Source organism: Asticcacaulis sp. AC402, assembly GCF_000495835.1.
Classification (GTDB): Bacteria; Pseudomonadota; Alphaproteobacteria; order Caulobacterales; family Caulobacteraceae; genus Asticcacaulis.
In genome coordinates this window covers 174,019-188,610 of sequence record NZ_AWGC01000004.1, presented here as the reverse complement: position 1 = coordinate 188,610, position 14,592 = coordinate 174,019, and the positions used below count along the sequence as shown (strand labels likewise).

The window sequence follows — 14,592 nt, the reverse complement described above, 5'->3', positions numbered from 1 at the left end:
CTACTTCATGTAGCTTGGCAAGGCCGACTGGCCGCCCGAGCTTAGCGCTCAAGCAGCGATGCGGTAGCGCGGCGCTAAAGCGAGAGAAGTCATGGGGGGCGCCTGGTCCGGCGCTTGAGCTGAAAGAACCGATATCGCCTTTGCGATATCGGGGCAGATTTTAGTCGCAAAGCCCTGGCATAATGGCCACAAGTGGTAAAAACGTGCGGCCAAGTGACGAAATGGCAGGATTTTTGCTCAACCGGGCGAATAACCCTGCTTAAAACATGGTATCACTCGATACCACCACGGCATTTTTGTCATAGACCGGGAAATTCGGCGGGACAGGATGGCGAAAGTTGCAAATTTTCCTTTTCCCGCAGGGGCTTTTCCGCTTAAAGCCGCCGGCGGCTGTCACAGCCGGCTAATACGGCATAGTTAAGGGTTTAGACGATGGATACGAACCGCTTTGTGGTTGAGGTCAAAAAAGGTCCGGCGAAGTCCGATGCGACAACACGCGTCGCCAACTTCAATGAGATCTATGCCGATTTCAAACCCACACATGCGTTGCACCAGGCGTCGCGTTGTGCCCAGTGCGGCGTACCCTTCTGCCAGCATGGCTGTCCGTTGTCGAACAACATCCCCGACTGGCTGCGCCTGACCGCCGAAGGCCGCCCGCAGGAGGCCTATGAGCTGTCTGCGGCAACCTCGACCCTGCCGGAAATCTGTGGCCGCATCTGTCCGCAAGACCGCCTGTGCGAAGGGGCGTGCGTTCTCGAACAGTCGGGATGGCAGAACGTCACCATCGGCAGCGTCGAGCGCTACATCAATGACATGGCCTTCGAGGAGGGCTGGATCCAACCGATCGAGCCGGATATCGAGCGGTCGCAAAGCATCGCTATCATCGGCGCCGGTCCGGCCGGCATTGCCGCGGCCGACCGCCTGCGCACCCTTGGCTACCAGGTCACCATCTATGACCGCTACGACCGCGCCGGCGGCCTGCTGGTCTACGGCATTCCTTCCTTTAAACTGGAAAAACACGTCGTCGCCCGCCGCACCGACCGGCTGGCGCAATCGGGCGTTGCGTTCGTCATGAACTGCAACATCGGCGAGGACATCACCTTCGGGGAACTGCGCGAAAGGCACGACGCCATCCTGGTCGCCACCGGCGTCTACAAGGCGCGCCGGCTGACGGTACCGACAGCCAATCCGACCGGCGTTATCGCGGCGCTCGACTACCTGATCACTGCCAACAAGATCAGCTTCGGCGACGACATTGCGGACTTCACCAGCGGCAAGCTGAATGCCGACGGAAAGAACGTGGTTGTTGTCGGCGGTGGCGATACCGCCATGGACTGTGTGCGCACCGCTGTTCGCCAGGGTGCCCGGTCGGTGACGTGCGTCTACCGCCGCGACCGCGCCAACATGCCAGGCTCCGACCGTGAAGTAACCAATGCCGAGGAAGAGGGTGTGCGCTTTGAATGGCTGTCGGCCCCCAAGGCCATTCTGGACAACCACGGCACGGTCGCCGGCCTGCGCATCCAGCGCATGCGCCTGACCACGCCGGACGCGCAAGGGCGTCAGGGCGTCGAGGACATTCACGGGGCCGAGGCCGACCTGCCGGCCGACCTGATCATCGAGGCCCTGGGCTTCGAGCCGGAAAACCTGCCGGTCATGTTCAACGAACCCGGCCTGGAGGTCACCCGTTGGGGCACCCTGAAAACCATGGCCGGTGAGTTCCAGACCACGGTATCGGGTGTTTTTGCTGCCGGCGATATTGTCCGTGGCGCTTCGCTGGTCGTCTGGGCCGTACGCGAAGGCCAGGACGCCGCCGCCGACATCCACCACTATCTGTCGACCGAACTGCTGATGCAGGCGGCCAATGACGATGTCACTTCGCTCCAACACGTGGGAGCCGCGGAATAATCATGCCAAATTCTTCTGACCAAAAAGCGTTTGATTCGTACAAGCACTACCAGGACCAGCGTCAGCGTCTCATCGACGGCCACGCTTACGATCCGGCCACCGAAATCTCTGCCTGCGGCGTCGGCGTGGTCTGCGCCATCGACGGTCAGCCCCGCCGCGATGTCGTCGACCTGGCGGTCAAGGCGCTGAAGGCCCTGTTCCACCGCGGCGCCGTCGATGCCGACGGCAAGTCCGGCGACGGCGCTGGCATCATGATCAATGTGCCGCAGGACTTCTTCCGCGAGCAGGTCCGCAATATCGGCCACACGCCGCGTTCGGGCCCGGTCCTGGTCGGCCAGGTCTTCCTGCCGCGTTCGGACATCGGCGCCCAGGAATCGGCGCGGACCATCGTCGAATCCGAAATCCTGCGTTCGGGCTTCTACCTTTATGGCTGGCGTCAGCCGCCGGTGGACGTCTTGCAACTGGGCAGCCGCGCCATGTCGACGCGCCCGGAAATCGAGCAGATCATGATGGCCGCCCCCGACGGTCTGGAGGGCGAAGCCCTGGAACGCGCCATGTTCTTGTGCCGCCGCCGCATCGAAAAGCGCGTGGACGAAGCCAATCTCGACTGCTACCTCTGCTCCTTCTCGGCCAAGACCCTGATCTATAAGGGCATGTTCCGCGCCGAGCTGGTCGATGACTTCTATCTCGACCTGAAGGACCCGCGCTTTATCTCCAGCGTGGCCATCTTCCACCAGCGCTTCTCGACCAATACCTTCCCGGAATGGCGCCTGGCCCAGCCCTTCCGCATGCTGGCCCACAACGGTGAGATCAACACCCTGCGCGGCAACGTCAACTGGATGAAGTCGCACGAAATACGCATGGCCGCCACGACCTTCGGCGACCAGGCCTCCGACGTGAAGCCGGTGATCCAGCCGCGCGGTTCGGACTCGGCCGCGCTCGATAACGTCTTCGAACTTCTGGTTCGTGCCGGCCGGTCGGCGCCGATGACCAAGGCCCTGCTGATCCCGGAAGCCGTGGCCAACGATACCACCGTCTCGCCCTCGCACAAGGCCCTGTACGCCTACTGCAACGCCGTGATGGAGCCGTGGGACGGTCCGGCCGCCATCTGCGCCACCGACGGTCGTTGGGTTATCGCCGGCAAGGATCGCAATGGCCTGCGCCCGCTGCGCGTTACCGAAACCCGTGACGGCCTTTTGATCGTCGGTTCCGAGGCCGGCATGACCGGTGTGGCCGAAGACCGCATCCTGCGCCGCCTGCACATCGCACCCGGCCGTATGATCGGGGTCGACCTGCAGGAAGGCAGGTTCTACGCCGAAAACGACATCATCGAGGCCTTGGCCAGCAAGCACAACTACCGCGGCTGGCTCGAAAACATGATCGAGCTGGAGCCGCTGATCGCCCCCGGTCCGGAACCGCGCGCCTATACCGGAGAGGAACTGCGCCGCCGCCAGATCGCCGCCGGCTTTACCATCGAAGACCTCGACACAGTGCTTGACGCCATGGTCAAGGACGGCAAGGAAGCCATCGGCTCGATGGGCGACGATACGCCGCTCGCTGTGCTGTCAGAACAGTGGCGCCCGCTGGCGCACTTTTTCCGCCAGAACTTTGCTCAGGTCACCAACCCGCCGATCGACCCGCTGCGCGAAGCCCAGGGCATGTCCCTGCGGACGCGCTTCAAGAACCTCGGCAATATCCTGGCCGAGGACGAGGCCCAGACCGATGTCTTTGTGCTGGAAAGCCCCTTCCTGACCACGCTCATGTACGAGCGCATGATCACCTTCGACACGGCTGGTAAGGTCGCCAAACTGGACTGTACCTTTGCGACCGGAGAGATCGGGGCCGGCAAGGGTCTGAAGGGCGCTCTGGAACGCCTGCGCGACGAGGCCGTCAAGGCCGTGGCCGAAGACAAGGCCAGCATGATTGTGCTGACCGATGAGGCCCTGGGCGCTGACCGTCTCGGCGTACCGGCGATCCTGGCGGCCGCTGCCGTGCATTCGCGCCTGGTCCAGAAGGGCTTGCGCTCGTTTGTGTCGCTGATCGTCCGCTCGTCCGAAACCATGGACCCGCACGCCTTTGCCGTCTTGGTCGGGGTCGGTGCCACGGCGATCAATCCCTACCTGTCGCTGGAACTGCTGCAGGAACGCCTGGCCGCAGGCCGCTATGCCGGTCTGGACGAGCACAAGGCATTTTTGAACTACAAGAAGTCGATCGAAGCCGGGCTGATGAAGATCCTGGCCAAGAAGGGCATTTCGGTTATTTCGTCCTATCGCGGCGGCTACGAATTCGAAGCGCTCGGCCTGTCGCGCGCCCTGGTCGCTGAATACTTCCCGGGCGTGACCTCGCGCATCTCCGGCATCGGCCTGTCGGGCATCGAGCACAAGCTGTCGGAGCTGCACGCCAAGGCCTTTGCAGCCAAGCGTCCGGTCGTCGATATCGGCGGCTTCTACAAGATGCGTGCCGCCGGCGAGACTCACTACTACCAGCCCAAGCTTATTCACCTGCTCCAGGAAGCGACGACCAAGAAGGACTACGAGACCTTCAAGCGTTATTCCGACCTGGTGCATAAGATGTCGAAAACGCATCCGACGGCACCGCGCGACCTGCTCAACTGGCAGAGCAAGTATGCCGCCGTATCGATCGAAGAGGTCGAAAGCGTCAACGAAATCCGCAAGCGCTTCGTCACCCCGGGCATGTCGCTGGGGGCGCTGTCGCCCGAGGCCCACGAGACCCTGAACATCGCCATGAACCGCATCGGCGCCCGTTCGGTGTCGGGTGAGGGCGGTGAGGATCCGGAGCGCTACAACCGCCGCGCCAACGGCGACAACCCGAACTCGGCCATCAAGCAGATCGCCTCGGGCCGCTTCGGCGTCACGGCGGAATATCTCAACCAGTGCCGCGAGATCGAGATCAAGGTCGCCCAGGGCGCCAAGCCCGGCGAAGGCGGTCAGCTGCCCGGCTTCAAGGTGACCGAATTCATCGCCCGCATGCGTCACTCGACGCCGGGAGTCGGCCTGATCTCGCCGCCGCCGCACCACGACATCTATTCGATCGAAGACCTGGCCCAGCTGATCTATGACCTGAAGCAGATCAATCCGATCGCCCGCGTCACCGTGAAACTGGTGTCGCAGTCGGGCATCGGCGCAGTCGCGGCCGGCGTCGCCAAAGCCAAGGCCGATGCCATCCTGGTCTCCGGCCATGTCGGCGGTACCGGTGCCTCGCCGCTGAGTTCGATCAAGTTCGCTGGTCTGCCGTTCGAACTGGGTCTGTCGGAAGCCCACCAGGTACTGACGCTCAACAACCTGCGCGGCCAGATCCGCCTGCGTGCCGACGGCGGTATGCGTACGGGCCGCGACATCGTGATTGCCGCCATGCTGGGCGCTGAAGAGTTCGGCATCGGCACGGCGTCCCTGATCGCCATGGGTTGCTTGCTGGTGCGTCAGTGCCAGTCGAATACCTGTCCGGTCGGGGTCTGTGTCCAGGATGAACGCCTGCGCGCCAAGTTCACCGGCACACCGGACAAGATCATCAACCTGTTCACCTTCATCGCCGAGGAGGTTCGCGAAATCCTGGCTCTGCTGGGCCTGCGCAGTCTTCAGGAAGCCGTTGGCCGCACCGACATGCTGCATCAGGTGTCGCGCGGTGGCGCCCACCTCGACGACCTCGACCTCAACCCGCTGCTGGTCAAGGTCGAGATGGACCCGACCGCGCCCATCACCCCGGCCGACGAACGCAATGCGGTTGCCGATACGCTGGATGCCCAGATCGTCCGCGACGCCGGCCCGCTGCTGGAACGCGGCGAGAAGATGGAACTGACCCATGAGGTCCGCAACACCATGCGGGCGGTTGGGACCCGGACCTCGTCGGAGCTAGTGCGCAAGTTCGGCAATACGCTGGACGAAGGTCACCTGACCCTGGACCTGCGCGGTTCGGCCGGCCAGTCCCTGGGCGCGTTCGCGGTCAAGGGCCTGACCATCAACCTGATCGGGGAGGCCAATGACTATGTCGGCAAGGGTCTGTCGGGCGCCACCATCGTGGTTCGTCCCAAGGTGTGGCACGAACATCAGGCGCTGGCCGGCAACACCATTCTGTACGGTGCGACCTCGGGCCAGCTCTATATCGCCGGTTCAGCCGGTGAGCGCTTCTGCGTCCGTAACTCCGGCGCCACGGCGGTGGTCGAAGGCGTTGGCGCCCATGGCTGCGAATACATGACCGGCGGCCAGGTGGTTATCCTGGGCAAGGTCGGGGCGAACTTTGGGGCCGGTATGACAGGGGGGGTCGCCTATATCTACGATCCGGATAAGACGCTGGCGTCCTATGTCAATCCTGAGGGCGTGACCTTGCGCAGCGTTCCGGACAAGAATGCAGCCAACCTGAAGGCGCTGATCGGAAAGCACCTGGAGAAAACCCTGTCGCCGCGCGCCCAGGCCATTCTTGACGATTGGGAGCACAGCCTGGCGGCCTTTGTCGAGGTCATGCCGAACGAGATCCTGGCCATCCAGGAAAGACTGGAAAAGGCTTCGGCTTAAGACTGAAAAGGCGGTTCCAAACGGGACCGCCTTCTGTCTTATCCTCCCCCGCGTGCGGGGGAGGTGGCGAGCAAATGAAGCCAAAGGCGTAATGCGTCGAGACGGAGGAGGAGCCGGGAGCTCAGAGCACCTTTGGTTTATGTCGCGTTGATCGCGACACGTCGACGCCGCTGAAAACACAGTGTAAAGTGGCGCCTATGCCGAGCGGAAAAAAAGCCAAAATTGAAAACTTGCCATCGCCGCAACCGGCGAAAGCGCTCCTGCCGAACTATGAACTGGACGATGGTCCCCTGACGGGTACGCAATTGCACGCCATCCGCCGGGCCAGTCCCGCGACGAGCATCTCGAACATCAGCTTCACCCAAAAACTCTTCTGATGTTTGGTGCGACTGCGCAACTTCAGCTTATGACATCCTGATTCCAACCGCCGGATTACGCGCGGAAGCCTTATCGGAGAGCGTGGTAATCCTGTCGTGGAAGGCCGTGCAACGCGGCTCGATACACAGGAGTTCCCTCATGTTCGGTCACAAAACCTCTGCCACCACACCTGCCCCGACCCAATCGGGTGCGCCTCGCGGCAGCTTCATCAACAAGCTGCCCGGCGGTCACCTGATCAGTAGACTCCCCGCGCCGATACGCGATTTCGTCGAACGCCGGCCCGGCACGGCCATTGGCATCGCTGTCTTGGCAGGCCTTGGTCTGATGGTCGCCAAGCGCCGTCAGCGTCACGTTTAAACTACTTCTGGCAAGCTATTTCTGGCAGTCAATAACCGTCTGGCTGCGGCTTCCATCATAAAGCCGCAGCGTCGGACGCCCCCCCAGGTCAACCTCGTACTTCGCCGCCCGGCCGTCCAGCGCTCCGCCGGAGAACAGGACCAGACCTGTCGCATCGCGTGAAATCGTGCCGGTCGACCCTTGGTCATGGGTGTAGCTGCCGTCGCCATTGACGGTGAACCCCGGCGCATTTTGCAGATGATCGACAAAAGTGCTGCAGCGATAGGGACCGACCCAAATTTTGCCGGGCTCTGTCGTCACGGGCTTGGGGGCCTGCTGATCCTGCAGAGGCGGCGCAATATCAGCCTCAACCAAGGCATCGTCAGCCTCGGCTTCCCATTGTGTCGCGGTTTTTCCGTCGATCTTGCCATCATCTTGCGACGTGGCGGGCGGGGCATTGCAAGCCGTTACCAGGGCGCATAGCCCCCACACAGCGAAAGCGAGATGGGCGCGCATAGACAGATGTCCTTCACTGTTTTTTCAGGTTCGCGCCACTTATTGCAGTCTGGCAAGCGATCATTGGTAACAGTGAAAGAAATGCGTTCCAGAGCAGGCTAGTTGACCAGGGTCCAGAAGTCGTGCTTTCGGCTGTGCTGAATGCGCAGTTCTGTGATGTAGCTTTCCTGACTTTCGAAGCCGCTGTAATCTTCGACCCGCGCCGCCAGTCGCCGGGCCTCGTCGAAGTGCTCCGCCGCCCGCACAAGGTCGATATCGCGGTAGTTGGCCAGATTGGCATCCAGCATTCTTCGCAACAGCAGGATTGCCGCAAGGGGATAACGTGCTGCCAGCTTTTCAGTGGCAACCGGCACGATGTCGTCTCCCCTGCCGCGGATATCGGCTGACCGGGCCATCACCAGCTTTGCGGCGTGATCCAGGGCTGGCCAGGCAATCAGGAAGTTCAGCGCGGCATGAACATCTGGATAGGTCAGGACGAAATCCATCGCCGCCTCTTCAGCTTCGATATCGTCGAAATCGGGCAAACGTTTGAGATAGGCTTTCAGAAACTCACGGTTCAGACTGTCATGGAAGACCTTGAGCCGGAAGACCTGGGCCTCTTCGCCACGATTCAACGCTTCCAGAGCCGTGAGTCTTTGCGTCTGCCACGCCACCGGCCGTTCGCCCTTGGCCTTGTCCAGCACCACCAGGGCCTCTTCGGCACGCCCGGCTTGCAACAAGCGTTCCGCAACGTCTGCTGCGACCTCCGGCAGGCGAATGTCCGGCTGCAGAGTGATATAGGCGTCGACGTCACCCAGGGCATCGGCGATTTCAAGCAGGGCCTGATGGATTATTTGCGAGCGCGATCGCCGCAGGGCCTCACGCTGCTGGACGCGGCCGCGCCGCCACCGCGACATACGACGCGTGCCGGCGGCCGGCCGGGTCTCAACCGCCTTTCCGCTGGCCAGAAGCCGTGTGCGGACTTCGCGCAAGCCCTCAGGCCCCAACAGCGGCGCCAGGATGGGGATCAGGGCATCGTTCTGGCCATAGCTGTTGATCAGGACGGCGAACGCCACCTTTTCAATCAGGCCCGGCACGTCCGGGCGAACAGCGGTGGCGATGGCCTCCAGATCCTCGCAGGCCTGCTGGAAGATGGCAAAGACGTCACCGGACTTGTCGCTGGCCCGTTCCAGCACCGACGCACTGAAGAAGATAAACTGCCACAACAGGTCCAAAGCGTCACCGGGGGACGCCTTGACCACCTGGTCGACGATCAGGCGGCGCTGGCTGTCCAGGTCGGCCTTGAAGGCCTTCAGGCTGCGCCAGCCGATATTTGTGGTGGCATTGCCGATCGAGGTCAGGCGTTTGCGGATTTCATGGACCAGCTTGTCCGGACTTTCGACCCCGGCCAGTTCCATGCGCAGCCGGCGCTTGGCATTGGCATTGCCGGCGCTGATCTCCATCAGCAGGGCGGCCAAACGTTCCGCACCCAGGGCTTCGAGGTTCTTTTCGTTGAGAGTCGTCTTGGAGGCCATGGACCGCAAAGTCGTTCATGTCGGATAAGAAGGCAACATGCCTGTTTATTTCTACGCACCTGACCAGCCCTATGGCGATTTTTCCAACGTCTCTCGCCATGGCGTCGAGATGGATGGCCTGTGGTGGCCGACGGTCGAGCACTACTTCCAGGCGCGCGGCAGAATTGGGCCGTGATCGCGATGTGCGGACCAGGGATGACTGGGAAGAGGTCAAGATTGCGATCATGACCGCCGCCGTATTGAAAAAGTTCCAGACCCATGCCGTGCCGCGCGACTTGCTGCTATCGGGCGGCGAAGACGACATTATCGAGAACGCTCCGGGCGACTATTTCTGGGGCGGCGGCCAGGACGGTTCCGGCCTGAACCATCTCGGCCGCATCCTGATGAACGTGCGCCGTCACCTGAGGTGACAAAGGCTGTAACTTGTATCCGGTCTCCATTTGTGGCACCACATTTCAAAGGTTTCCGGAATACCGGGGCATTTAAGCGGTCGCGCAATTTTATCCAAAAAGTGGCAGCCACTTTTTGGATTGCGCTCAGGGAGTTCAGGGATGAAGCTTTGGTTGAGCCTTGCGGCCGCTTTCACGCTATGGTGTTTAGGCAACGTCGCCCATGCCGCCGATCCCGCCAAGTTCGCCCTGGTCATCAACCAGGTCGGCTACACCCACCTGACGGCCCTGCCCGACACCGACAAGGAAGCCTCCCAGGTCACCGGTGCGCTGAAAAAGGTCGGCTTTGAGGTCACCACCGTCCGCAATGTCAATCTGGGCGGCCTTCAGACCACCTTGAAGGACTTCCGCCGCAAACTGGCCGCCTCCCCCGGGGCGATTGGCTTTATCTATTACACTGGCCACGGCATGGCCGATCCGACCGATGAAAAGGGCGACAATTACCTGCTGGGGATCGATGCTGACGTTCAGGTCGTCGCCGACCTTCCGGCCTCCGGCGTCAAGCTCAGCGACCTGGTCAACCAGATGTCGCGCACCGACGCCTCGGCCGTAATCATCGTCGTCGATGCCTGCCGCAATACCCCTAGCCTCGGCAAGGCCGGCACCAAGGGCCTGGTCGCCGTGGCGGCCGAGCCCAATACCCTGGTCGCCTATGCTACCGACCTCGGCGACATTGCCTCCGTCGGCGTCTACGCGCCGGTCCTGGCGCGCGAAATGGTCAAGCCCGGCCTTAGCGTCACCCAGGTCTTCGACGCCGTCCAGATCGAGGTTTCGAAACAGACGGGCCGCAAGCAGCGCCCGTGGTCGAACAACCGCATCTACGACGTCATCTGCCTCGCCGGCTGCACGGTGAACATCAATGTCACCGCCCCTCAGGTGGTGACCCAGCCCGAGAGCATCGAACAGACCTTCTGGGCTTCGGCCAAGGATTGCGGCGATTACCGCGCCTATCTCAACAAGTATCCCAATGGTGAGTTCGCCGAGATGGCCCGGACGCGTCTGGGCGCGCCGCTGTGCAATATTTCACGCAACCCGACCTCGTTCGACACAGGCCTCGCGCCGGCCCTGACCTCGGTTTCGGAAACCCTTTGCGACGCCAAGGCTGCCGGGCAGTTCGACGACGACCGGCCGGCCGCGAACGGCTATATGGCCTTCGCCAGCATCGTTTCGGCCGACGCCGTATCGGTGTGCCAGCAGGCGGTCGACTCCAACCCCAAAAACCGTCGGATGATGGTCAATCTGGGCCGCGCCTACCTGGCCGGATCCAGTTTCGACCTGGCCGAGCAGTGGTTCAAAAAGGCCGCTGACGCCGGCAGCGCACAGGGCATGTTCCAAATGGCGATGATCGCCAACAAGGGCGGCCAGGATCCGGCGGGCGACGTCGCGGCGCGGCCATGGCTGCTGAGCGCGGCGGCCTTGGGCAATGCCGAGGCCATGGAGTATGTCGGTATCTTCTACGCCTATGGTCGCGGCGGACATCCTCAGGATATCGCCCTGGCCAAGGCCTGGTACGAAAAGGCCGCGGCCAAGAGCTCACCGTACGCGACGGCAGCGCTCGGAGGCATGGCCTTTTACGGTCAGGCCGGAGACCAAGACTATATTCTGGCGCGTGGCTGGTTCAAGCGCGCCGCCGATATGGGCTATGGTCCGGCCATGAACAGCCTGGGCCTGATGGCCGAACAGGGCCTGCTGCAGCCCAAGGACGCCAACCTGGCCCGCGAATGGTACGAAAAGGCGGCTGCTGTGGGTGACGCCGGCGGCATGACGTCGCTGGGGACCCTCTATTACAACGGCACCGGCGTGGCCAAGGACCTGGCCAAGGCGCGTCAGTGGTTCGACGCGGCGGCGCGCCGTGGCGACGTCAATGGCATGGCCAATCTGGGCATGATGCAGCAGAATGGGCTTGGCGGTCCGGTGGATCTGAAATCGGCACGGTACTGGTATGACCTGGCCGGCAAGGGCGGCCATGCCTGGGCCGCACAGCAGCTAAAAGCCATGCCGGCAGGCAAAGCGGTGGAGGATAAAGGAAGTTAAATCCCGTCGCCGCCGTAGATCGGATTATGGATGCCGCACTCGACCTTTTCGGTGCCGGCCCAGCGGCCCGAACGGGCATCGGCGCCCTGTTCCACCGGCTTGGTGCAGGTGAAACAGCCAATCGACGGAAAGCCCTGCTCGACCAAAGGATGCGGCGGCAAGTCGTGCGCAACAAAGTACGCCGCGATGTCGTCCGAATTCCAGTTGGCCAGCGGGTTGACCTTGAAATGCTGGCCGTCGAACTCGACGATCGGCAATCCGGCCCTGCTGGCGCTCTGGTGACGCTTGCGGCCCGATATCCACGCGCCCCATTTTTCCATCTCACGGTTCAGCGGTCGCACCTTGCGCAGGTCACAGCATTGGTCCGGATGGGTCCGCCACAGGGTATTCTTGCCGTCTTCCACCGCCGCTTCGTCGATGTCGGCCTTAAGGTTAACCAGGTTGGTCAGGCCCAAACGCCTGGCCAGCTCATCACGGTACTGCAGCGTCTGGAAAAAGTGACGGTCGGTGTCGAGGAACAGGACCGGCAGGGCCGGATCGATCTCCGAAATCATATGTAACAGCACCGCCGAATCGGCGCCGAAGCTGGACGACAGGGTGATGTCGCCAAAGAACTCGTTGCGGATGGCATCGCGCAGGATGTCCTGCGCCGTCATGCCCTCATAGCGTTCGCTCAGGTCGCGTGAGCGTTGGGCGCCATCGCTGGGTGCCTGTTTCAGCGTATCGATCAGGACGGTCATGGCCGTGATACTTTCTTAAGCCTGCGTGTGTCGCAAAGCCCATGCGGGACGGTTGGTATCGGCCGCCCCTTGGTAGACAGTTTGGAAACGCTTTGCCGCCGAGGTGATGGCCTGGGACGGGTCCTTGTCCTTGACCAGGAACTCATCGAAACCACAGCGCAGCATGTAGAAAAGCTGATCACGCAGGACGTCGCCGACGGCGCGGACAATGCCGGTAAAGCCCAGGTCTTCCCGCAGGATACGGGCCGTCGAATAGCCGCGGCCGTCGCGGTAGCCCGGGAAGGCGACCTCGATCAGCGTGATCTTTTCGAGGAAAGGCTCCAGCAGGCGGATGTCGTCGGCCGGCAGCACCCGCACCCCATAGTGACCGTTACGGCTGTCGAGCTCGCGCAGCGCACGCTCGAAGCCGAGGATAAAGGGACCGTCGGCGCCGGTAGTGTCGTCGTCGGCCAAAAGCGTCCAGCCGTCGGGAATGATATCGCCATCGCGGGTGACCAACTGAGGCGTATGGGCAGAATTAGGCTGGCTCATGCAGGGCTCCGGCGAAGGTTTCGCGACCGACGCGCTCCAGGGTGTCGATAAAGCGTTCGTCGTCGGACGTGCGCAGTTCCAGATAAAGCCGCACGACACGCTCGATGGCGGCGGGCACAGCCTCGGCCGGCAAACCCTTGCCGGTGATAACGCCCAGCGCCGCTTTTTCGTCAGCGCGGCCGCCCAGCAGGATCTGGTAGAATTCGATGCCCTGCTTGTCCACGCCCAGAATGCCGATATGGCCGACGTGGTGGTGGCCGCAGGCATTGATGCAGCCCGAAATCTTGATCTGCAGATCGCCGATCTTGTCGCTGAGCTTGGCGTCTTCGAAGCGCTGCGAAATGTCCTGGGCCAGCGGGATCGAACGCGCATTGGCTAGCGAGCAGTAGTCGAGGCCCGGGCAGACAATCATGTCCGTGATCTTGCCGACATTGGCGGTCGACAGGTTGACCGTGTCGAGCTGCGTGTACAGCGCGTACAGATCGCCCTTGTGAACGTGCGGCAGGATGATGTTCTGCTCATGCGACACGCGCAGTTCGCTGTAGCCAAAAGCATCGGCGACATCGGCCATCACATCCATCTGGGCCGAGGAGGCGTCACCCGGCGGCAGGCCGACCGGCTTCAGCGAAATGGTCACCGAGACGTGGTCGTCGCGCTTGTGCGGGTTGGTGTTGTTCTTGATCCAGCGGGCGAAAGCCGCGTCGGCGGTCTGAGCGCGCTCAAAGGCCACACGGTCGAAGGACGCGACCTTGAAGTCCGGGTCCGGGAAGTAGCTCTTCAGGCGCTCGATCTCGGCGACCGGGGCATCGACCTTGGCGCGGTCCATGCGTGCCCATTCGTCCTCGACCTGGCGCTTGTATTCGTCGGGCCCCAGGGCAGCGACAAGGATCTTGATCCGCGCCTTGTAGATGTTGTCGCGACGGCCATAACGGTTATAGACGCGCAGGCAGGCTTCGAGATAGCTCAGCAGCTGCTCGCCGGCTAAGCCGGTGCGGATGCAGTGACCCAAAGACGGTGTGCGGCCCATGCCGCCACCGACATAGACATCGAAACCTTCCGGCTTGGCGTGCAGGCCGATGTCGTGGACGCGGATGGCGGCACGGTCTTTCCGGGCTCCGGTGATGGCGATCTTGAACTTGCGCGGCAGGAAGGTGAATTCCGGGTGGTTGGACGACCACTGGCGGATAAGCTCGGCCCACGGGCGTGGATCGCTATGTTCGTCGCGGGCGGCGCCGGCGAACTGGTCGGTCGTGGTGTTGCGAATGCAGTTACCCGAGGTCTGCAGGGCATGCATTTCGACCTGCGCCAGCTCTTCCAGGATTTTCGGCGTCTCGGCCAGCTTGACCCAGTTGAACTGCAGGTTCTGGCGCGTGGTGAAGTGACCGAAATCGCGGTCATAGGTGCGGGCAATATGGGCGAACTTGCGCATCTGCTTCGACGACAGCACGCCATAGGGCACGGCGATGCGCAGCATGTAGGCATGCAGTTGCAGATACAGGCCGTTCATCAGGCGCAGCGGCTTGAACTGGTCCTCGGTGATTTCACCGGACAGGCGCCGGGCGACCTGGTCGGCGAATTCGATATTCCGATCACGGACGAAGGCGTGATCGAAGTCATCATATTTGTACATTTTTGCCGAGGATTGGGTTGCGGACATTGG

12 protein-coding genes are annotated in these 14,592 nt (G+C 62.3%); 7 read left to right on the top strand and 5 right to left on the bottom strand.

The features are described from left to right. Positions 1–432 precede the first annotated feature (432 nt). The 4 genes from ABAC402_RS23280 (at position 433) to ABAC402_RS23265 (ending at position 7,169) form a co-directional block, all read left to right on the top strand. The gene (locus ABAC402_RS23280) at positions 433–1,905 is read left to right on the top strand and encodes an NAD(P)-dependent oxidoreductase (protein ID WP_023448057.1); all 1,473 of its coding nucleotides are present in this window, start codon (positions 433–435) and stop codon (positions 1,903–1,905) included. A 2-nt stretch (positions 1,906–1,907) separates the two neighbouring features. Then, on the top strand, positions 1,908–6,434 hold the full coding sequence (gltB, locus tag ABAC402_RS23275; protein ID WP_023448056.1) for a glutamate synthase large subunit: 4,527 nt from the start codon (positions 1,908–1,910) through the stop codon (positions 6,432–6,434). A gap of 230 nt (positions 6,435–6,664) precedes the next feature. Then, entirely contained in the window at positions 6,665–6,811 is a 147-nt protein-coding gene (locus ABAC402_RS23270; RefSeq protein WP_155847282.1) for a hypothetical protein, read from the top strand. Between the two features lie 139 nt (positions 6,812–6,950). Further along, positions 6,951–7,169 (top strand): hypothetical protein, encoded by a 219-nt coding sequence (locus tag ABAC402_RS23265; protein WP_023448054.1) that lies wholly within the window; start codon positions 6,951–6,953, stop codon positions 7,167–7,169. Between the two features lie 15 nt (positions 7,170–7,184). Here ABAC402_RS23265 and ABAC402_RS40415 read toward each other — a convergent pair whose 3' ends face one another. Together ABAC402_RS40415 and ABAC402_RS23255 are read right to left on the bottom strand one after the other, a co-directional pair. Continuing rightward, positions 7,185–7,664, bottom strand: coding sequence for a hypothetical protein (locus ABAC402_RS40415; protein ID WP_023448053.1), 480 nt, complete (start codon positions 7,662–7,664; stop codon positions 7,185–7,187). A gap of 98 nt (positions 7,665–7,762) precedes the next feature. Beyond that, entirely contained in the window at positions 7,763–9,178 is a 1,416-nt protein-coding gene (locus ABAC402_RS23255; RefSeq protein ID WP_023448052.1) for a DUF6880 family protein, read from the bottom strand. A 37-nt stretch (positions 9,179–9,215) separates the two neighbouring features. On the opposite strand from ABAC402_RS23255, the gene ABAC402_RS40615 reads away from it, so the two are divergent. The 3 genes from ABAC402_RS40615 (at position 9,216) to ABAC402_RS39090 (ending at position 11,661) form a co-directional block, all read left to right on the top strand. Then, the gene (locus tag ABAC402_RS40615) at positions 9,216–9,353 is read left to right on the top strand and encodes an NADAR family protein (protein WP_023448051.1); all 138 of its coding nucleotides are present in this window, start codon (positions 9,216–9,218) and stop codon (positions 9,351–9,353) included. Then, positions 9,292–9,588, top strand: coding sequence for an NADAR family protein (locus ABAC402_RS23250; RefSeq protein ID WP_235079899.1), 297 nt, complete (start codon positions 9,292–9,294; stop codon positions 9,586–9,588). Before ABAC402_RS40615 ends, ABAC402_RS23250 begins: the two co-directional genes overlap by 62 nt. Positions 9,589–9,729: 141 nt before the next feature. Then, positions 9,730–11,661 carry a caspase family protein gene (locus ABAC402_RS39090; protein WP_023448049.1) on the top strand — a complete coding sequence of 644 codons (1,932 nt, stop codon included), beginning with the start codon at positions 9,730–9,732 and terminating at the stop codon, positions 11,659–11,661. On the opposite strand, the gene ABAC402_RS23245 is transcribed toward ABAC402_RS39090, so the two are convergent. From ABAC402_RS23245 to ABAC402_RS23235, 3 genes are read right to left on the bottom strand one after another with little or no spacing between them, the layout of a single operon-like run. Then, positions 11,658–12,401: a phosphoadenylyl-sulfate reductase gene (locus tag ABAC402_RS23245; protein WP_023448048.1), complete on the bottom strand. Its 744-nt coding sequence runs from the start codon at positions 12,399–12,401 to the stop codon at positions 11,658–11,660. The genes ABAC402_RS39090 and ABAC402_RS23245 overlap by 4 nt on opposite strands. 15 nt (positions 12,402–12,416) lie before the next feature. Then, the gene (locus ABAC402_RS23240) at positions 12,417–12,932 is read right to left on the bottom strand and encodes a DUF934 domain-containing protein (RefSeq protein WP_023448047.1); all 516 of its coding nucleotides are present in this window, start codon (positions 12,930–12,932) and stop codon (positions 12,417–12,419) included. Beyond that, the gene (locus ABAC402_RS23235; RefSeq protein ID WP_023448046.1) at positions 12,919–14,562 is read right to left on the bottom strand and encodes a nitrite/sulfite reductase; all 1,644 of its coding nucleotides are present in this window, start codon (positions 14,560–14,562) and stop codon (positions 12,919–12,921) included. Before ABAC402_RS23235 ends, ABAC402_RS23240 begins: the two co-directional genes overlap by 14 nt. Positions 14,563–14,592: the final 30 nt, after the last annotated feature.